The sequence below is a fragment of the Rhizobium sp. BT04 genome, assembly GCF_030053135.1.
Taxonomy (GTDB): Bacteria; Pseudomonadota; Alphaproteobacteria; order Rhizobiales; family Rhizobiaceae; genus Rhizobium; species Rhizobium binxianense.
The window spans coordinates 1,466,909-1,484,397 of the sequence record NZ_CP125652.1; the positions used below are offsets into that span (position 1 = coordinate 1,466,909).

Genomic DNA, 17,489 nt, shown 5'->3' on the forward strand with positions numbered 1-17,489 from the left:
TGTTCCTTCTCTCTCTGGCCGCATCGCCACGCCGGCCAATCACTCAATTTCAGAAGCTTTCCTTCAGCCACTGGCCCATCCGGGCTATGCGGCTGTTATTTCCTCCAAGCGACATGAGCAGACCGCTCTGTGACGCATGTGTCTCCATGTCCGCAACCTGCGGATAGATCATCAGGCCGACGGCCGTCGAAAAGGCCGGGCCCTTGGCCGCCGTCGGCAATCCCGAGACGCCCATCGGGCGGCCGATGCGGACATTGCGGGCAAGGATACGCCGCGCCACATCGGCAAGGCCGGTCAGCTGGCTGGCGCCGCCGGTCAGCACGACGCGCTTGCCGACGATCGGGCTGAAGCCGGAGCGCTGGATGCGGTCGCGGATCAGTTCCATCGTCTCTTCGATTCGGGCCGAAACGATGCGCGAAACCAGCGCCCGCGGCACCTGCGACGGCTGGTCGCGATCATCCTCGCCGATCGGCGGGATCGAGATCAGTTCGCGCTCGTCGGAGGAATTCGAAAGCGCTGTCGCATGCACGACCTTCAGCCGCTCGGCATCCTCGATGCGGGTCGAAAGGCCGCGCGCCAGATCAGTGGTCACGTGATGGCCGCCGAGGCCGACGGCATCGGTATGAACGAGCTTGCCTTCGGCAAAGACCGAGATCGTCGTCGTGCCGCCGCCCATGTCGATCGCCGCGCAGCCGAGCTCGACCTCGTCGTCGACGAGCGCCGCAAGGCCGGATGCGTAGGGCGTCGCAACAATGCCCTCGACCGACAGATGCGCGCGGTTGACGCTGAGTTCGAGGTTCTTCAGCGCCGAGCGCTCCGCCGTGACGACATGCATGTCGACGCCGAGCGCATCGCCGTACATTGCCAGCGGATCGCGGATGCCGCGCTCGCCGTCGAGCGAGAAACCCGTCGCCAGCGAATGCAGCACCGAACGGTCCTGCCGCAGCGACTGCTGGCAGGCTGCCGACAGCACCTTCTTGAGATCGTTGAGCTCGACTTCCTGGCCGCCGAGATCAATCGTCGCGGTATAGATGTCGCTGCCGAGACGGCCGGCCGTCAGATTGACGATCAGGCTCTCGACGGTCAGCCCGGCCATGCGTTCGGCCGCGTCGACGGCCAGCCGAATGACGCCTTCCAGCGCGTCGAGATCGGCAATGACGCCGGTCTTGATGCCGCGGGATCGCTGGTGGCCGATACCGATGATCTCGATATTGTGCGTTCGGCCCGGCAGGATCTGGCTTTCCTCGCGCGGCGTCAGCCGGCCGATCATGCAGACGACCTTGGTCGAGCCGATGTCGAGCACCGAAACGACATGCGACCGCTTCGACGAAAGCGGCTTCAGGCGCGGCAATCCGAAATGGGATGAACCGAACAAGCTCATATATTCTGCCCCGCCTTCTTCAATTCCTTGGTACGCTCCGTCACAGCCGTCTGCCGGCGGACCGCCGCTTCCGGCGTCAGCTGGATCGCGGTTCTGTCGGACAGCCTGAGATCCACCGCAGCAATGTCCCGCTCCAGGAGCTGGTGCTCCTTGTCGAACTTCGAAAGCGTCGCCAGCGCCTGGTCGATACCGTCTTCCGGCAGCTTGACGACGACGCCGTTATCCATGTGCAGGTCCCAGCGGCGGCCGGATATCCAGACATAGGCCTTCACCCGGGCCTTCACGTCGGGCCACTTGGAGAAGGCGTCGTCGAGTGACGCCGCCGCCGTTTCCGCATCACGGCCGACCACCAGCGGCAGCGCCGAAAACTTGTTGTCGCGCAGCGGCGCAATGACGCTGCCGTTCTTTTCGATCAGCGAAAGCTCCTGCCCGTGCTGCCAGATGGCATAGGCCTGACGCTCCTTGAGCTTCACCTCGATCGTCTTCGGATAGACCTTGCGAACCTCGACGCTTTCGACCCAGGGGAGATGCGCAATCTTCCGGCGGGCGGCATCGACGTCGAGGGCGACCAGCGAGGTCGTGCCATCGAGGCCAATCAGCTGCAGGATTTCAATTTCGGAGGTCTCCGAATTGCCGGAGACCTTCACGTCCTCGATCGCAAAGCCCGCCGCCGTTGTCGTCGCCTGCGCGACGGCTTCCGTGTGGCCGCCGAGCGACATGCCGTAGAGCCCAGTCGCAGCCAGAAAGGCAAGCGCCGAAACCGTGCCCGTATGGGCGGGGATGTAGATGCGGCCGCTGCCAAGGCTGATCAGGAAGCGGGTGACGCGGCGCAACGGACGCGGCAGCACGAACCGCTCTTCGGCTTCCATCATCGGAAGCGCGGCATGACGGCTGGGACGCCCTATCTTCTTGACCGTCAACGCAAACAAGACGCGTCCTCCACCATCCACCGGAGAAACTCACCAAAGGAATAGCCGGCATGACCGGCCATTTCGGGCACAAGCGAGGTTGGAGTCATGCCGGGCTGGGTATTGACCTCCAGCCAGATGATTTCGCCGTCTTCGGAGAAACGATCGTCGTAACGAAAGTCGGACCGACTGACGCCGCGACAACCGATTGCCTGATGCGCCCTTAGGGCCAATGTTTGTATTTTTTGGTAAATATTCGGTGAAATTTTCGCCGGGATGACGTGTTTTGAACCGCCCGCCGCATACTTGGAGTCGTAATCATAAAAATTGTGGCCCTGCGGCACCACCTCGGTGACGCCGAGCGCAGTCTCGCCCATGACGCCGCAGGTGAGTTCGCGGCCGTAAACATAGCGCTCGACGAGCACCTCCTCGCCGTAATGCCACTCGGGGGAGCTGACGACCTGCGGCGGATGCGCCTGATCTTCCGTGACGATGACGACGCCGAAGCTTGAGCCCTCACGCACCGGCTTCACTACATAGGGCGGCCTCATCGGATGCGCCGAGGGAAAAGCGAAACGATTGATGACCTGTGATTCGGCGACCGGAATGCCGGCAGCTGCAGCAACGAGCTTCGCCTTGTCCTTGTCCATCGCCAGGGCCGAGGCAAGCACGCCCGAGTGCGTATAGGGGATTTCGAGATATTCGAGGATCCCCTGGATCGTGCCGTCCTCACCGAAGGGCCCATGAAGTGCATTGAAGACCACATCCGGCTTCAGCGCGGCGAGCCTCTCGGAAACGTCGCGCGCCACGTCAATGCACGTCACTTCGAAGCCTTCCGCTTCGAGGGCCTCTGCGCAAGCCTTTCCCGAGGAAAGGCTGACCGGCCGTTCCGAGGAAAACCCGCCCATCAGGACAGCGACATGCTTGCGACTCATCAACACCCCCAAAAATAACTTCCATTCTCGAAATCGACGCTTGCGCCAAGCTGTCGGCGCCGTTTCCGGCCTTTGTCCGACCTGCAAACATTAGAGCACCATTATGGTTAATGAAGTGTTTACTTTCGTTAACTGCCTCTTGCCGCGTCCTTGATTTTTTAACTTTCGCTTCTTCGGACTGCAGGGGCGAAGGTGCCTGCCGATCCATTGACTCAGAAAAGCCCGCGCCGAAAAACCGCGCGGGCCCAATGGGATAGGTCGATATCTTGTTGTCAGTCTGCGTCGTCGAGGAATTTCCACACGAGTCCGCCGAGCGCCCCGCCCGCAAGCGGTGCAATCCAGAACAGCCAGAGCTGCTGCAATGCCCAGCCGCCGACGAAAAGCGCCTGGCCGGTGGAACGCGCCGGATTGACCGAGGTATTCGTCACAGGGATGGAAATGAGATGGATCAGTGTCAGCCCGAGGCCGATTGCAAGCGGCGCGAAGCCGGCAGGCACCCGGCTGCCGGTCGATCCCAGGATGATGATCAGGAAGAACATGGTCAGCAGCACTTCGATCAGCAGCGCCGAAAGCAGAAAATAACCGCCCGGCGAATGATCGCCATAGCCGTTGGCGGCAAAGCCGCCGAGTTCGAAACCCGCCTTGCCGCTGGCAATGAGATAGAGCAGCGCGGCCGCGGCGATGGCGCCGACGACCTGGACGACGATATAGGGAACGAGGCGCGCCGCAGGAAACCGTCCGGCAACCGTCAGACCGAGGGAGACGGCCGGGTTGAAATGACCGCCGGAAATGCCGCCCACGGCATAGGCCATGGTGAGCACGGTCAGGCCGAACGCAAGGGCCACACCCGTAAATCCTATCCCGAGCTCGGGATAGGCAGCCGCGAGCACGGCACTGCCGCATCCGCCGAAGACCAGCCAGAACGTGCCGAGAAACTCGGCAACTAGACTTTTTTGCATGCGCGCCCCTTAACCTCAACCAAGAGTTTAAATGAATCCGTTACAATTCGATTCCGGTCAAGCGCGCGGACATTGCTGCGGCAAGCTTCACGCAAGGATCGCGAAACGGGTGGAGATGCGGCGGATGCGGCGCGAGGAGACGTTTCTCAGACCTGAAATTGCGTTAAGACCTGCCAGCCTCAATGCGATTCATAAAAATACTGACCATCGAATTCTTCGACTTCTACGTCTACGCGACGGCAGCCGTCCTCGTCTTTCCGCATCTCTTCTTCCCGGCAAGCGATTCGAACGCCGCAACGCTGCAGTCGCTGGTCACCTTCTCGATCGCCTTCTTCGCCCGCCCCATCGGCGCCGTGGTGTTCGGTCATTTCGGCGATCGCATCGGCCGCAAGGCGACGCTCGCCGCCGCGCTGATGACGATGGGGCTTTCGACCGTCCTGATCGGCATGCTGCCGGGCTATGATGCGATCGGCATCGCCGCGCCGCTATTGCTGGCGCTTTGCCGCTTCGGTCAGGGCCTCGGCCTCGGCGGCGAAGGGGGCGGCGCCGTCCTGCTCGCCACCGAAAATGCTCCCCCCGGCAAGCGCAGCTGGTACGCCATGTTCCCGCAGCTCGGCGCGCCGATCGGCTTCATCCTTTCCTCCGGCTTCTTCCTCATCCTGGCGGAAACGATGAGCAACGAGGATTTCCTCGACTACGGATGGCGCATTCCCTTCATCGCCAGCCTCGCCCTCGTCGCCGTCGGCCTCTATGTCCGTCTGAAGATCGCCGAGACGCCGGAATTCCGCAAAGCCGTCGAAAAGCACGAGCGCGTCGCCGTGCCGATCGAAGTCGTCTTTCGCGGTCATCTGCGGAGCCTGATCCTCGGCACCTTCATTGCCGTCGCGACCTTCGTGTTGTTCTACCTCATGACAGTCTTCACGCTCTCCTGGGGCACGACACCCCTGGAAAAGGGCGGGCTCGGTTATAGGATCTCTGCGTGGCCGGCATCATCGGTCGGCTTCACCCTCGTCGACAGCCATTATTTCTGCAGGTTGCTCCGTGCCGGGGAGCGGCTACCGCAACATTCCTTGAGGCTTTTCCCTGAACCGCAAGGACATGGATCTTTGCTCCTGCGCTGCAGGCGGCCGATCAGGGGGAGAATAACTGCGGTCGGCAAGAATGCGGCGACAAGAGTAAACAACTTGGCTGAAATGCCGGGAACGACGCGGCGACGGCCTGAGTTGAAACCGCTCCAGGCCCGCTCAGCGACATATTCAGCGTCCAGCTTGGGCAATATCTTGAAGAGAGCCGCCCGGTTGGCGCCGGCCTTTTCAAGGAATTCGGTGGATACCGGTCCTGGCGCCACACATGTCACGGTAACGCCAAAACGGCGCACTTCCTGATGGAGCGCGTCCGAAAAAGAGCGCACAAAACCCTTGCTTGCGTAATACAATGCCATGTACGGCCCGGGAACGAGACCCGCTATGGAGCCGAGATTGATCACTCCGCCACGTCCGCGCGCCAGCATTCCAGGCAGGAAGCGAAGGGTCATGTCGGTCAGGGCGCGTATATTGACATCGATAATCCCCATCTGATCTTTGACGGGGAGTAACGTTGCTGCGCCTCGCAGACCATACCCGGCACTGTTGACCAAGACGCCGCAGACCAAATCGTTGGCGATTAGAAAAGCCTCAAGGCGCGCCGACGCATCGGCCGCAAAGAGATCCAGCTGCAGCGTGAACGCCTCCCCGCCGGCCTGCTGTACGTCGACCGCCGCCGCGGCGAGGCCCTCAGGCGAACGCGCGACGAGTACGACGACATTGCGTTCACGTGCCGCAACCTTTGCGATTGCTCGTCCAATGCCACGGGAAGCACCAACCACGACGACAGCCAAACGGGGCTCACTGCGCGACGTCATTTCGATGTCCCTGCCGCCGACATGATGGCAGGGGTACCGCTCTGGGCGATGCGTGTTACTTCGTCCGCGACCTCGCCGTTCAAGATCCTTTCGAACCGTTCCAATGCCCGAGCGACATTCGCTCCATCCATGACCCTGTGGTCGTAGTGGATGCGGACAGCAACCGATCCATCCTTGCCGATTGGACCGTAGTTGAGAAGTGTGGTCAGTGGGGTAAGGGGGTTGAGGGACTCCGCTCCAAGGCCCGAATAGACGGACAATTGGAACGTGCCGAAATAGCGCGCACGCTTCCGCCCGATATTGAGCCCGAGCCACATGAGCAGCCACCTCACAGGGGCAGGTGCGCGAGCAAGCTTCAGAGAGCGCCGAAACTCTTTAATCTCCAGAACCGGAAGTGACCTCGCTGCGCGGATCAGCGTTTCCAGCTGGGAAATGGAGCGTTGCTCGGGACCTTTGATGATGCTCAGCAGAACGACCCTCTCTCCCTCATGCTCGCGCTCATGGGCAATAGAGGCCACACTGGCCGGATATTCATAGAGCTGCGGCCATGGAAACTTGATATAAGCGCGCCGCAATTCGGGAATTTCTTGAGAAAGCAGGGCGTATCCCTTCAAGAAAAGCACGGTCCAGGACGGCCGGGCATCCGGTCCGTCTCTGGCATCGAGGAGGGGCCGAAGGTTCATTTGCCGCTGGACCGTCACACGCGGTACCCCGATCGAGAATCTCATCAGATCTCCGACAAGTCGTCGCGATGCCGAGAGCTTGATCGTTCGTCCTCTCATCTTGCCACCTCTAGTAAAGATAAGGGATGATGCGCTTGGTTTTCGCCATATATGCGCGGTATTGCGGGCCGAAAACTTCCAACATCATACGTTCTTCCTTGTCCACCCTCAGGAAGAATAGAACGGCGAAGCCGATCAGGCCCGCCGTGCCTGCCACCCAGTTCGACAGCAGAAACGCTTGTGAGAGCCCCATCAGAAGGAACGACGTGTACATGGGGTGGCGGACAAGGGAGTACGGGCCAGCGCATATCAATTCGTGCTGCTGGCGGATCTCCAGCGTAATCGACCAGTTTCGTCCTAATTGCTTGTGGGTTCTTCGAAAGACCCACATTGCGGCGCAGAAGAATATTGCCCCGATCACGACGGCCCACAAATGAGGTGTATAGTCGGCGGCTTCAGGAATGCCGGTCGCGACGTAGAATCCCGGCACGATCGCAAGTCCGGCGAGAGCTGCCGCAAGCCCGACCACCTCAGAACCGGTGCGGCGGTTGCTGATAACAGGCACTCGCTTTGCGCGGCGCTCAAAAGGGTATCGAATGATGTACCATGCAACAATTCCGAGAACCCAGACGACCTCGCCGACGACGGCTGCTGATAAGTTCAAATCAAGTCACCAGAACCTTTCCATGATCCGCCTTCCGTGATCGCCAACGCGTATCTTGGATGCCCGCACGCAATCAACCTGTATTCATCTCCCGCAGGGTTGCAATGAATTGTTGCGGCCTTAGCCAAATGCCGGGCGCCTTATAACCCATGTGCCGTGCGATATCCGCCACAAAGGCATTGCAGTTATATACCGATGCCTCCCAGAGATGAGAGGTTGCCTGCAGTTTGCGTATATACGCAACTGTGTCGTTATATTCACTATCACTCAGCATCACACGCCAGCTTGCCGACCTGTACTGCTCTTCCAGGTCACCATCCGTAGCTCCGGTCGTGGCCGGAACCGGTATGAAGTGGCCGATTACATACTGGGCGGCATCGGGAGAAGCTGGGGCAAGCCCTGCGACTTCGGGATTGATCATATTTCCGCTTTTATCCGCCCGCCCAAAAACGACATAGGTGTGGCCGTAGGTCAGCGCATAGCGTGAGCGGAATTCGATGAAATACCGATTTGATTTGTTTTCAGCCGCATTGGTTGGAGCTACACCTCTGCCAGTCGACGTATAATGCGGTAAAGGCCTTTTGTCTTCTGTCTGGCATGACGATGCCACGACCGCCAACATAACAACTAGCGACCTACCGCCTCTTCCAAGCGCCATCACTAAGCTCCATATGCAGGCCCTGACGAATGGGAGCCCGACGTCAGCAATGCCACTCGTGCGCTGTGAGTTGCGAAGGAGCGCAAGCCTGGGGTTTATGGTGTAAGAAGCGGAAGGGTCTATGTGACCCTTCCTAAATATCAAACGCGATATGCTACTTGTAGACTGCTTCTGCCGGCGGTGGGGCTTTCCCCTTGCCTTTGCCAATCGACCCGCAAGCACTCAGATTGGCCACCGCAAACATTGCAACGATTACGATTAGAATTCTGCTCATCAGGAAGTCCTCTCTCCTCATCATGGGATAGCTTTTTGAGGGCTACACCTTACAGTTTAGCGACAATCAGCACCCTGGATAGGGCAGACATGATGCAACATGCAACGAATCTACATTAGCAGATACGTATTGTTATGACCAACCCAGCGATTGCAAATGGTAAACGCCGTCAGATGACAACCACGCGCGTGCCTACGCGTGCACGAGAGTAAAGGTCGAGGATGTTTGCGTTCGTCAAACGAATACACCCATTCGAAACTGCACGGCCTATCGACCAGGGGGCATTCGTTCCGTGCAACCGGAACAGGGTATCTTGTCCGCCTTGGTAGAGGTAGAGGGCCGCTGCACCGAGAGGGTTGAGTGGTCCTCCCGGTATTCCATCGGCATATTGGGCCAGCCGGGGCTTGCGCTGAATCATGTCACTGGTGGGTTTCCACGAAGGCCACTCTGCCTTATAGCCGATGGTGGCCTCGCCCTTGAAACTCAGCCCTTCCTCTCCGACCGCAACGCCATAGCGAGTCGCCTGTCCGCCAGCCTCCACGAAGTAAAGGTAGCGGCTCGCCGTATCGACGACGATCGTTCCGGGCGGTTCACTCCCCGTATACGCAACCTCTCGTCGTCGATAGCGGGGATCGAAATCAGGATCCATCGCAAACCCAAACCGGTAGCCCAGCGGCGGCCCATCGCCTGAAGTACATGCAGAAAGCATCAGAGCCAAGCTCCCCAGCACGAGCCCCCGGCGTGTAATATGGTGTTTGTCCATTCCCACCTGCCAAGTAATTCCGTCGATCCCGTTCATTCCAAATTAGAGTGCGACATCTTTTGACAAAGACACTCAACGCTGTGGAGGATGAGGTCGCAACACTGGCAACATCCGAAGCTGCGCAATACCATGCGCTTCTATTAATCCGGGAAACCCCTTGCATCAATAAACGCGCCGATCGAATATTAGCATAGCAATAAGGACAGAGACGATGAAGCTTTGCCTGGAGGGAAAAATCGCGATTGTGACGGGCGCAGGTTCCGGAATTGGTGCCACCGTTTCCCGACAACTCGCTGAGGAGGGTGCCGAGGTTGTTGTCGCCGATATCAATGCTCACGCAGCACGTACAATTGCCGCCGCAATCAGATCAGAGGGAAGCCTCGCCCGTGAATTTGTCGTTGATGTCAGTGACAGTGGGAGTGTGCAGAGACTTGTCGATTTTACCGTCGAGACATGTGGCGGCTTGGATCTGGCGGTCAACAATGCGGGAATCGATGGGGTGCGCGCAGCGGTCGCAGACTATCCGCTCGATCGTTGGCACGAGGTGATGAACGTCAATCTGAACAGCGTTTTCTATAGCATGAAGTCCGAAATTGGCGCGATGCTTAAGTTGGGTGGCGGCGCAATCGTGAATATGACTTCCACTCTCGGGTCCGTTGGATTACCCACCGCGGCGGCCTACACCGCAGCCAAGCACGGGGTTGTTGGACTGACGAAAGTCGCTGCGATGGAGTATGCGCGATTGGGTATCCGCATAAATGCCGTCGGTCCCGGCTGGATCGAAACGCCACTTTTGTCAGAGCACCTTGAAGCGGCGAGTTCGCGTCGCATGGCATCGCTTCAACCAATGGGCAGGCGTGGAAAACCGGAAGAGGTCGCGGCTCTTGTGTGTTTCCTCTTGTCCGAGCAGGCCAGTTTCATCACTGGGGCGCACTATTTGGTGGACGGGGCCTATACCGCTCACTGAAGAAGGGGCTGGGAAGTAGGCGGTGATTTCCAGACTACCTCCATTTTGCCTCATGCTGTGCTGCCGACTGGGGGACCGGTGTTCTGCCCCATATTGCGGTCTCTCCACTGAGCTGTGTCGGCTGTCGGGCCGCGAGAAATGAACAATAAGCCGAGACGGCTAGCGCATCGGCCCGAAAATCGGAATCGACTTTCGGGCCGATGCGTAGATTCAAAGTGCTAGAGCGTCCTTTGTGCGTCCGAAAGGACGCACGGCGCCCTAACGTCGCGGCTTTTTGATTGATGCCGTGAGCACTTCCGGTTAACCGGAGCACTCACGGTAGAACGGGGGACAGATCATGCGATGCCTCATTACCGGCGCAGCCGGCTTTGTCGGTAGGCCTCTCGTCGAAAGACTGCATAGAGAACGGATATGCGAGCTTGCGGTGACGACGCGATCTGCAACCGCCAGCTTCCCGGCATCTATGCGGCATTTCCCCATCGAGATAACAAGCGAAACCGATTGGACAGCAGCTCTCGAGGGTATTGATGTCATCGTCCATCTCGCCGCTCGTGTTCACATCATGAACGACCGCGCAGCCGATCCTCTTGCGGAATTTCGTCGGATCAACACCGCCGCCACGTTGAACCTCGCCGAGCAGGCCGCCCGCGCTGATGTAAAAAGGTTCGTCTTCACCAGCAGCATCAAGGTCAATGGCGAGGAGAACGATAGGCCCTTCCGGCACGACGATACGCCAATGCCGATCGATCCCTATGGCATCTCGAAGCTGGAAACTGAAATCGGGCTACATGAAATCGCCGCCCGAACAGGCATGGAGGTCGTCGTCATTCGCCCGCCGCTCGTCTATGGACCCGGTGCGAGGGGCAACTTTGCTCTGCTCGTCGGACTTGTCCGGAAGAAGATACCGCTCCCTTTCGGGTCGTTGAAGAACCGCCGAACACTGGTCGCGCTTCCAAATCTCGTCGATCTGATCATCACCGGGATGAAGCATCCCGGGGCAGCCGGCGAGACCCTTCTCGCAGGTGATGGAGAAGATCTTTCGACGCCAGGGCTTATTGAAGGGATTGCCGCGGGGCTGGGTGTCAAACCGATCCTGCTCCCCTTCCCCCCCGCCTTGTTGCAGATGGGCGCGAGAGTCACGGGAAAGGACGCTGTCTACCAACGTCTTTGTGGCTCCCTCCAGGTCGACATATCCCAAGCGCGCGACGTTCTCGGCTGGTCGCCCATCGTCACGCCGCGCGAAGGTCTGAAGCTGGCCGTGAAGTAAACTTTATTCGCTTGTGACGCCGTGGAACGGGCGCACTTCGCGGCCTGGCATGAAGACGCCGAGGCGCTTGATTTCCCATTCGAGCTTGATGCCCTCTTTTTCGAAGACCTCGCGGCGCACCTGTTCGCCGAGATATTCGAGATCGTAGCCGGTCGCCTGCCCCATGTTGATCATGAAGTTGCAGTGAAGCGACGACATCTGCGCACCGCCGATGACGAGGCCGCGGCAGTCTGCCTCGTCGATCAGCTTCCAGGCCGAATGGCCCGCCGGATTCTTGAAGGTCGAGCCGCCGGTCTTTTCGCGAATCGGCTGCACCGTCTCGCGGTGATTGCGAACGGCATCCATCTCGGCGCGGATCTGGGCGCGCTCTTCCGGATAACCCTCGAACAGCACCGAGGTGAAGATCAGGTCGGCGGGTGCTGCGGAATGCCGGTAGGAATAGCCCATCTCGGCATTGGAAAGCACATGCTTGTTGCCCTGGCGGTCGACCGCGTTGACCTCGATCAACCGCTCGCGCGTCTCTACGCCGTTCGCCCCGGCATTCATGCGCGCCGCGCCGCCGATGCTGCCCGGAATACCGTAGAAGAAATGAAAGCCGCCGATGCCGTTATCCATCGCCATCGCCGCCACATGTTTATCGGGGCAGATGGTACCGGCCAGGATGCGGTTTTCGCCGGCAAGCTCGACGAAGCCGAACCCCTTGGCCGACAGGCGCAGCACGACGCCGGGAATCCCGCCGTCGCGCACCAGGATGTTGGAGCCGACGCCGACCACCGTCAGCGGCACCTCTTCCGGCAAGATCTTCAGGAAGGCGACGAGATCGTCGATGTCATGTGGCTGGAACATCAGCTCGGCCAGGCCGCCGGCCCTGAACCAGGTAACACGGTCCATGGGGGCATCCGGCGTGATACGGCCGCGGATATCCTTTACACCGTCTCCGAGAGACGCGAGAAGCTTTTCCCCATTCACCTGTTTCATGCGGACTTTCCCGATAGGCCTTCCAGTTGCTTGGGCAGCGCCGCTGCCCAGGATGTGATGCTCCCAGCCCCCAACAGAACCACGAAATCACCAGGCTTTGCAACCTCCGCGACCATCTGCGGCAGAAGTTCCGCCGAGGTGAGAAAACGGGCGTCGCGATGGCCGCCGGATTTGATCCGCGAGACGAGTGAGACGGAATCGATGCCTTCGATCGGATCTTCGCCCGCCGCATAGACCGGCGCCAGGAAAATGCTGTCGGCATCGTTGAAGCAGGCGGCGAATTCCTCGAACAGGCTGGCAAGGCGGCTATAGCGGTGCGGCTGATGGACCGCGATGATCCGGCCCTTGCAGGCTTCGCGGGCAGCGCGCAGCACCGCCTTGATCTCGACGGGGTGGTGGCCGTAATCGTCGAAGATCTGCACCCCGTTCCATTCGCCGGTCAGCGTGAAACGACGCTTGACGCCGCCGAAGGAGGCAAGCCCTTTGGCGATATCTGCATTCGATATGCCGAGCCGGTTGGCAACGGCGATCGCCGCCGTCGCGTTGGAAATATTATGGCGGCCGGGCATCGGCATGACCAGCCCTTTGAGCTCGATCACCTGGCCGGTGCGGCGGCGGCGGATTTCGACATCGAAGATCGAGCGCGTGCCGTCGATGCGCACATTGGTGAAGCGTACGTCGGCCTGCGGGTTCTCGCCGTAGGTGATGATCTTGCGATCCTCGATGCGGCCGACCAGCGACTGCACTTCGGGATGGTCGAGGCACATGACGCCGAAGCCGTAGAACGGCACGTTCTCAACGAACTGCCGGAAGGCGGCGCGCACCGCATCGAAATTGCCATAATGGTCGAGATGCTCGGGGTCGATATTGGTGATGACGGCGACATCAGCCGGAAGCTTCAGGAAGGTACCGTCCGATTCGTCGGCCTCGACCACCATCCACTCGCCCTCGCCCATTCGGGCATTGGTGCCGTAGGCGTTGATGATGCCGCCGTTGATGACGGTCGGGTCAAGCCCGCCGGCTTCGAGCAGTGTGGCGACCAGCGAAGTGGTCGTCGTCTTGCCATGCGTACCGCCGATGGCGATTGCATTGCGGAAGCGCATCAGCTCGGCGAGCATCTCGGCGCGGCGCACCACCGGCAGCAACTTTTCGCGCGCGGCGATCAGCTCCGGATTGCTCTTCTTGATCGCCGTCGAGACAACGACGACTTCGGCATCACCCAGGTTTTCCGCCCGGTGGCCGACGAACACCTCGATGCCCTTGTCGCGCAGGCGCTGGACATTGGCGCTGTCGGCCTGGTCCGATCCCTGCACCTTGTGGCCGAGATTGTGCAACACCTCGGCGATACCGCTCATGCCGATGCCGCCAATGCCGATGAAATGGACGAGACCGATCGCCTTCGGCAGTTTCATGCGCGTGTCCTCTTGAATTCCGCTATTGTCCGTTTGGCGGCAATAGCCTCAACCATGTCGGCAAGCAAGTTCGCGGCATCGGGTTTCCCGGCGAGTTTCGCAGCCGCTGCCATATGTGCAAGCTTTTCCGGGTCGTTCATGACGGCCGTCAGGATCGCTGCGATCTTCTCCGGCGAAAGCTCCGACTGGGCGATCACCTTGGCCCCGCCGGTGGCCGCCAGTGCCGCCGCATTGGCCGCCTGGTCGTGATCGAGAGCGTGGGGGTAAGGCACGAGCACTGCCGGCCGGCCGATGACGGAAATTTCCGAAACCGTCGAGGCGCCGGAACGGCAGATGACAAGGTGAGCTTTCGCCAGCCGCTCGGCCATGTCGGTGAAGAAGGGGGCGATATCGGCGCCCATCTCCAGTTTGGCGACACAGCCGCCGACCATTTCCATATCCTCGGGACGCACCTGCTGGGTGATGCGCAGGCGCAGGCGAAGCGCATCGTCGAGCAGACTGATCGCCGTCGGCAGCGCCTTGGAGAAATATTGCGCGCCCTGGCTGCCGCCGAAGACGACGAGATTGAAGGCTTCACCGGGATGCGACGGCGTGTAAGGCACCTCGGCGGCTGCGATGATCGCCGGGCGAACCGGGTTGCCCGTCGTTACCGTCTTCTCGGGAAAAGCGGCGCCGCCTTCCGGCAGGAAACCGCCGGCAATGCCTTGCACGCGGCTCGCCAAGGCCTTGTTGGCGCGGCCCATCACGGCATTCTGCTCATGGATCATCGAGGGCACGCCGAGCCGGGTGGCGGCAAGCAGCGGCGGCACGGTGGGATAACCGCCGAAACCGACGACGATGGCGGGTTTCAGCCGCTGGACCAGTTTCTTCGCCGCCCGCATGCCGCTCCAGAGCGTCCACAGCGAGCGGGCGACGGCAACCGGGTTCTTCGAACCGATCGTCGCCGACGGCACGACATGGATTTCCTCGGCCGGGAACTTGCCGGCATAACGCTCCGCCCGGCTGTCAGTGACGAGATGCACCGAATAGCCGCGCTCCTTCAGCTTGAAGGCGAGCGCCTCCGCTGGAAACACGTGGCCGCCGGTTCCCCCGGCGGCAAGCAGCACGATGCCTTTGCTCATGGTCCTTTACTCCGCCGGCATGCCGTGCGGGACGCGGAAAAGGCTCCGGTCCTGCGCACGTTTTTCCGGCCGATGGCGCGTCAGCGCCAGAATGAAGCCGGCGGTGACGCAGATCGCCACCATGGACGAGCCGCCGTAGGAAATCAGCGGCAGCGTCATGCCCTTTGCCGGCAGCAATTCGAGGTTGACGCCGATATTGATGATCGACTGGATGCCCATCTGCAGCACCAGGCCGGCGACCGCGAAGCGGTTGAAGTCGTTGCGCTCGCGATAGGCATGCGAGAGGCCACGCAGCACCAGCACGGTGAACAGCGCAACCAGCGCCATGCAGAAGACGATGCCGAACTCCTCGGCCGCGACCGAGAAGATGAAATCGGTATGCGCATCCGGAATAATGCGCTTGACGATGCCCTCGCCCGGTCCCTGGCCGAACCAGCTGCCGCGGATGATTGCCTCGCGCGCAGTGTCGATCTGGAACGTGTCGCCCTCGCCGGTCATGAACTTGTCTATTCGCAGCGCCACGTGCGGGAAGACGTAATAGGCGCTGAGCAGGCCGCCGGCGCCGCCGATGCCGAGCAGCATGATCCAGATCCACGGCATGCCGGCCATGAAGAACATCCCGCCCCAGACGGCCGTCGTCAAGATGGTCTGGCCGAGGTCCGGCTGCGCGACGAGAAGAGCGGCGACGATGGCAAAGAGGATGATGGCGAAGAGATTGCCGGGAATCTCCGGCTGGCGCGCATGTTCGGCAAACAGCCAGGCGCAGACCACGACGAAGGCGGGCTTCATGAATTCCGACGGCTGGATGGAAAGGCCGGCGATCCAGATCCAGCGCCTGCCGCCCTTGACCTCCTGGCCGACGAACAGCACCAGCACCATCATCGCAAGCGAGATGATCAAAAGCAGGATCGCGGTTCGCCGCACCTGGCGCGGCGTCAGGAACGACAGCCCGAGCATGACGGTGATCGAAGGGATCATGAAGGCTGCGTGGCGTTTGACGAAGTGGAAGGGCTCAAGCCCGATGCGCTCGGCAACGGCTGGAGACGCAGCAAACGACAGCATGAAGCCGATGCCCATCAGGAAGATGAACATCGCCAGGAAGAAGCGGTCGATGGTCCAGAACCAATCGGCCAGAGGCCCACGTTCCGCGCGGCTTACCATGTCATTTCTCTCCTGTAGCCGAACCGATCAGCATCGTCATTCCGTCAAGGGCCGCCACGTGGCTGACGAAGGCATCGCCCCTGACTTCGAAATTCTTATACTGGTCGAAGCTTGCGCAAGCCGGTGATAACATGACGGCCGAAGAGCCGCTCTCGTCGCACTCGGCGTCGGCTGCCGCATGCACGACCGCGCGCTCCAGCGTGCCCGAGATTTCGTAAGGCACGGCCTCGCCGAGCGTCGCTGCAAATTCCGCCGCTGCCTCGCCGATCAGATAGGCCTTGGCGATGCGCGGAAAATAGGGCGCAAGCGTCGTGATGCCGCCTGATTTCGGCAGGCCGCCGGCAATCCAGTAGATGCGATCATAGCTCGAAAGAGCCGGTGCTGCGGCATCCGCATTGGTTGCTTTGGAATCATTGACGAAAACGACGCGGCCACGCTGTCCGACCGGCTGCATGCGGTGTTTGAGGCCGGGAAACGAGGCAAGGCCGGCGCGGATGTCGTCGGCGGAAACCCCGACAGCGAGGCAGGCGGCAACGGCGGCTGCGGCGTTCTGGGCATTATGGCTGCCGCGCAGCGTCTGGATGCCGTCGAGATCGGCGAAGGGCAGCATGGCGCCGCCGGCGGCCTGAACAAGTTTGGTCCCTTCGGCATAGATGCCTGATGCCACCACGTTGCGGCGCGAGATGCGAACCACCGTGACGCCCGCCCGCTCGACGCGGTCGGCAATCAGCGCCGAATGGCTGTCGTCGATGCCGACGATCGCGACAGCGCTGCCGGCGACCAGCCGCTCCTTGACGTCGGCATAATGCTGCATCGTGCCGTGACGGTCGAGATGATCGGGCGTCAGGTTGAGCAGGATGCCGGCGGACGGGTTCAGCGTCGGCGCCAGATCGATCTGGTAGGAAGAGCATTCGACGACATAGTAACGCTCAGCCTTCGGCGGATCGAGCGTCAGCACCGCCGTGCCGATATTGCCGCCGAGCTGCGTGTCGTAGCCTGATGATTTCAGGATATGGGCGATCAACGCCGTCGTGGTCGACTTGCCGTTGGTGCCTGTTATGGCGATGAAGGGGCAATCCGGCGCATGGGCGCGGCGCTCGCGCACGAAGAGCTCGACGTCGCCGACGATATCGACGCCGGCGGCGCGCGCGAGATCGACGGTCCAGTGCGGCTTCGGATGAGTGAGCGGCACGCCGGGCGACAGCACGAACAGAGCCTGCTGGCCCCAATCGATGTGATGCAGGTCTTCCGTCCTGATGCCTTCGGCGGAAGCCTTGGCGACGCTGTCGGGATTGTCGTCCCAGGCGGTCACCTCGGCGCCGCCTGAAACCAGCGCCCGCGCGGTGGCCAAGCCGGAGCCGCCGAGGCCGAAGAGCGCGACCTTCCTGTCCTTGAGCGTCGTGATCGGGATCATCGCCG

At 60.9% G+C, this 17,489-nt stretch carries 17 protein-coding genes and 1 pseudogene; 3 read left to right on the forward strand and 15 right to left on the reverse strand.

The features are described from left to right. Positions 1-49: 49 nt before the first annotated feature. From ftsA to aqpZ, 4 genes are all read right to left on the reverse strand, one after another. The gene (ftsA, locus tag QMO82_RS15775) at positions 50-1,381 is read right to left on the reverse strand and encodes a cell division protein FtsA (RefSeq protein ID WP_003565034.1); all 1,332 of its coding nucleotides are present in this window, start codon (positions 1,379-1,381) and stop codon (positions 50-52) included. After that, the gene (locus tag QMO82_RS15780) at positions 1,378-2,310 is read right to left on the reverse strand and encodes a cell division protein FtsQ/DivIB (protein ID WP_183608199.1); all 933 of its coding nucleotides are present in this window, start codon (positions 2,308-2,310) and stop codon (positions 1,378-1,380) included. The genes ftsA and QMO82_RS15780 overlap by 4 nt, the downstream gene beginning before the upstream one ends. Then, entirely contained in the window at positions 2,298-3,224 is a 927-nt protein-coding gene (locus QMO82_RS15785) for a D-alanine--D-alanine ligase (protein WP_183608360.1), read from the reverse strand. Before QMO82_RS15785 ends, QMO82_RS15780 begins: the two co-directional genes overlap by 13 nt. 272 nt (positions 3,225-3,496) lie before the next feature. After that, positions 3,497-4,183, reverse strand: coding sequence for an aquaporin Z (gene aqpZ, locus QMO82_RS15790; RefSeq protein WP_183608198.1), 687 nt, complete (start codon positions 4,181-4,183; stop codon positions 3,497-3,499). Between the two features lie 170 nt (positions 4,184-4,353). On the opposite strand from aqpZ, the pseudogene QMO82_RS15795 reads away from it, so the two are divergent. After that, a pseudogene (locus tag QMO82_RS15795) lies at positions 4,354-5,151 on the forward strand (MFS transporter); the annotation flags it as partial. 53 nt (positions 5,152-5,204) lie between these two features. Here the strand turns inward: QMO82_RS15795 and QMO82_RS15800 are convergent. From QMO82_RS15800 to QMO82_RS15825, 6 genes are all read right to left on the reverse strand, one after another. Next, positions 5,205-6,083 carry an SDR family NAD(P)-dependent oxidoreductase gene (locus QMO82_RS15800; RefSeq protein ID WP_183608197.1) on the reverse strand — a complete coding sequence of 293 codons (879 nt, stop codon included), beginning with the start codon at positions 6,081-6,083 and terminating at the stop codon, positions 5,205-5,207. Further along, complete coding sequence (locus QMO82_RS15805) at positions 6,080-6,865, reverse strand: hypothetical protein (RefSeq protein ID WP_183608196.1); 786 nt, start codon at positions 6,863-6,865, stop codon at positions 6,080-6,082. Before QMO82_RS15805 ends, QMO82_RS15800 begins: the two co-directional genes overlap by 4 nt. Before the next feature lie 10 nt (positions 6,866-6,875). Beyond that, positions 6,876-7,469: a protein-S-isoprenylcysteine O-methyltransferase gene (locus QMO82_RS15810; protein ID WP_183608195.1), complete on the reverse strand. Its 594-nt coding sequence runs from the start codon at positions 7,467-7,469 to the stop codon at positions 6,876-6,878. A 73-nt stretch (positions 7,470-7,542) separates the two neighbouring features. Continuing rightward, entirely contained in the window at positions 7,543-8,127 is a 585-nt protein-coding gene (locus QMO82_RS15815) for a hypothetical protein (RefSeq protein ID WP_183608194.1), read from the reverse strand. Positions 8,128-8,281: 154 nt separating this feature from the next. Then, a complete protein-coding gene (locus tag QMO82_RS15820; RefSeq protein WP_018243378.1) occupies positions 8,282-8,401 on the reverse strand; it encodes a hypothetical protein in 120 nt (39 codons plus the stop codon). Positions 8,402-8,570: 169 nt separating this feature from the next. Next, on the reverse strand, positions 8,571-9,164 hold the full coding sequence (locus QMO82_RS15825; protein ID WP_183608193.1) for a L,D-transpeptidase: 594 nt from the start codon (positions 9,162-9,164) through the stop codon (positions 8,571-8,573). Between the two features lie 211 nt (positions 9,165-9,375). Here QMO82_RS15825 and QMO82_RS15830 point away from each other — a divergent pair, with 211 nt between their 5' ends. Then, the gene (locus tag QMO82_RS15830; protein WP_183608192.1) at positions 9,376-10,131 is read left to right on the forward strand and encodes an SDR family NAD(P)-dependent oxidoreductase; all 756 of its coding nucleotides are present in this window, start codon (positions 9,376-9,378) and stop codon (positions 10,129-10,131) included. 337 nt (positions 10,132-10,468) lie between these two features. Further along, positions 10,469-11,398: an SDR family oxidoreductase gene (locus QMO82_RS15835; protein WP_183608191.1), complete on the forward strand. Its 930-nt coding sequence runs from the start codon at positions 10,469-10,471 to the stop codon at positions 11,396-11,398. Between the two features lie 3 nt (positions 11,399-11,401). On the opposite strand, the gene murB is transcribed toward QMO82_RS15835, so the two are convergent. From murB to murD, 5 genes are read right to left on the reverse strand one after another with little or no spacing between them, the layout of a single operon-like run. Beyond that, positions 11,402-12,376: a UDP-N-acetylmuramate dehydrogenase gene (gene murB, locus QMO82_RS15840; RefSeq protein WP_183608190.1), complete on the reverse strand. Its 975-nt coding sequence runs from the start codon at positions 12,374-12,376 to the stop codon at positions 11,402-11,404. Continuing rightward, complete coding sequence (gene murC, locus QMO82_RS15845; RefSeq protein ID WP_183608189.1) at positions 12,373-13,788, reverse strand: UDP-N-acetylmuramate--L-alanine ligase; 1,416 nt, start codon at positions 13,786-13,788, stop codon at positions 12,373-12,375. Before murC ends, murB begins: the two co-directional genes overlap by 4 nt. Next, positions 13,785-14,909, reverse strand: a complete 1,125-nt coding sequence (gene murG / locus QMO82_RS15850) for an undecaprenyldiphospho-muramoylpentapeptide beta-N-acetylglucosaminyltransferase (RefSeq protein WP_183608188.1) — start codon at positions 14,907-14,909, stop codon at positions 13,785-13,787. Before murG ends, murC begins: the two co-directional genes overlap by 4 nt. A gap of 6 nt (positions 14,910-14,915) precedes the next feature. Further along, entirely contained in the window at positions 14,916-16,070 is a 1,155-nt protein-coding gene (gene ftsW, locus QMO82_RS15855; protein WP_097620895.1) for a putative lipid II flippase FtsW, read from the reverse strand. A 1-nt stretch (position 16,071) separates the two neighbouring features. Then, the gene (murD, locus tag QMO82_RS15860; protein ID WP_183608187.1) at positions 16,072-17,484 is read right to left on the reverse strand and encodes a UDP-N-acetylmuramoyl-L-alanine--D-glutamate ligase; all 1,413 of its coding nucleotides are present in this window, start codon (positions 17,482-17,484) and stop codon (positions 16,072-16,074) included. Between the last annotated feature and the right edge of the window lie 5 nt (positions 17,485-17,489).

Coding starts and splice junctions, on each gene's coding strand:
- ftsA (WP_003565034.1), bottom strand. CDS start 1,381: ATGAGCTTGTTCGGTTCATCCCATTTCGGATTGCCGCGCCTGAAGCCG.
- QMO82_RS15785 (WP_183608360.1), bottom strand. CDS start 3,224: ATGAGTCGCAAGCATGTCGCTGTCCTGATGGGCGGGTTTTCCTCGGAA.
- aqpZ (WP_183608198.1), bottom strand. CDS start 4,183: ATGCAAAAAAGTCTAGTTGCCGAGTTTCTCGGCACGTTCTGGCTGGTC.
- QMO82_RS15800 (WP_183608197.1), bottom strand. CDS start 6,083: ATGACGTCGCGCAGTGAGCCCCGTTTGGCTGTCGTCGTGGTTGGTGCT.
- QMO82_RS15805 (WP_183608196.1), bottom strand. CDS start 6,865: ATGAGAGGACGAACGATCAAGCTCTCGGCATCGCGACGACTTGTCGGA.
- QMO82_RS15815 (WP_183608194.1), bottom strand. CDS start 8,127: ATGGCGCTTGGAAGAGGCGGTAGGTCGCTAGTTGTTATGTTGGCGGTC.
- QMO82_RS15820 (WP_018243378.1), bottom strand. CDS start 8,401: ATGAGCAGAATTCTAATCGTAATCGTTGCAATGTTTGCGGTGGCCAAT.
- QMO82_RS15825 (WP_183608193.1), bottom strand. CDS start 9,164: ATGGACAAACACCATATTACACGCCGGGGGCTCGTGCTGGGGAGCTTG.
- QMO82_RS15830 (WP_183608192.1), top strand. CDS start 9,376: ATGAAGCTTTGCCTGGAGGGAAAAATCGCGATTGTGACGGGCGCAGGT.
- QMO82_RS15835 (WP_183608191.1), top strand. CDS start 10,469: ATGCGATGCCTCATTACCGGCGCAGCCGGCTTTGTCGGTAGGCCTCTC.
- murB (WP_183608190.1), bottom strand. CDS start 12,376: ATGAAACAGGTGAATGGGGAAAAGCTTCTCGCGTCTCTCGGAGACGGT.
- murC (WP_183608189.1), bottom strand. CDS start 13,788: ATGAAACTGCCGAAGGCGATCGGTCTCGTCCATTTCATCGGCATTGGC.
- murG (WP_183608188.1), bottom strand. CDS start 14,909: ATGAGCAAAGGCATCGTGCTGCTTGCCGCCGGGGGAACCGGCGGCCAC.
- ftsW (WP_097620895.1), bottom strand. CDS start 16,070: ATGGTAAGCCGCGCGGAACGTGGGCCTCTGGCCGATTGGTTCTGGACC.
- murD (WP_183608187.1), bottom strand. CDS start 17,484: ATGATCCCGATCACGACGCTCAAGGACAGGAAGGTCGCGCTCTTCGGC.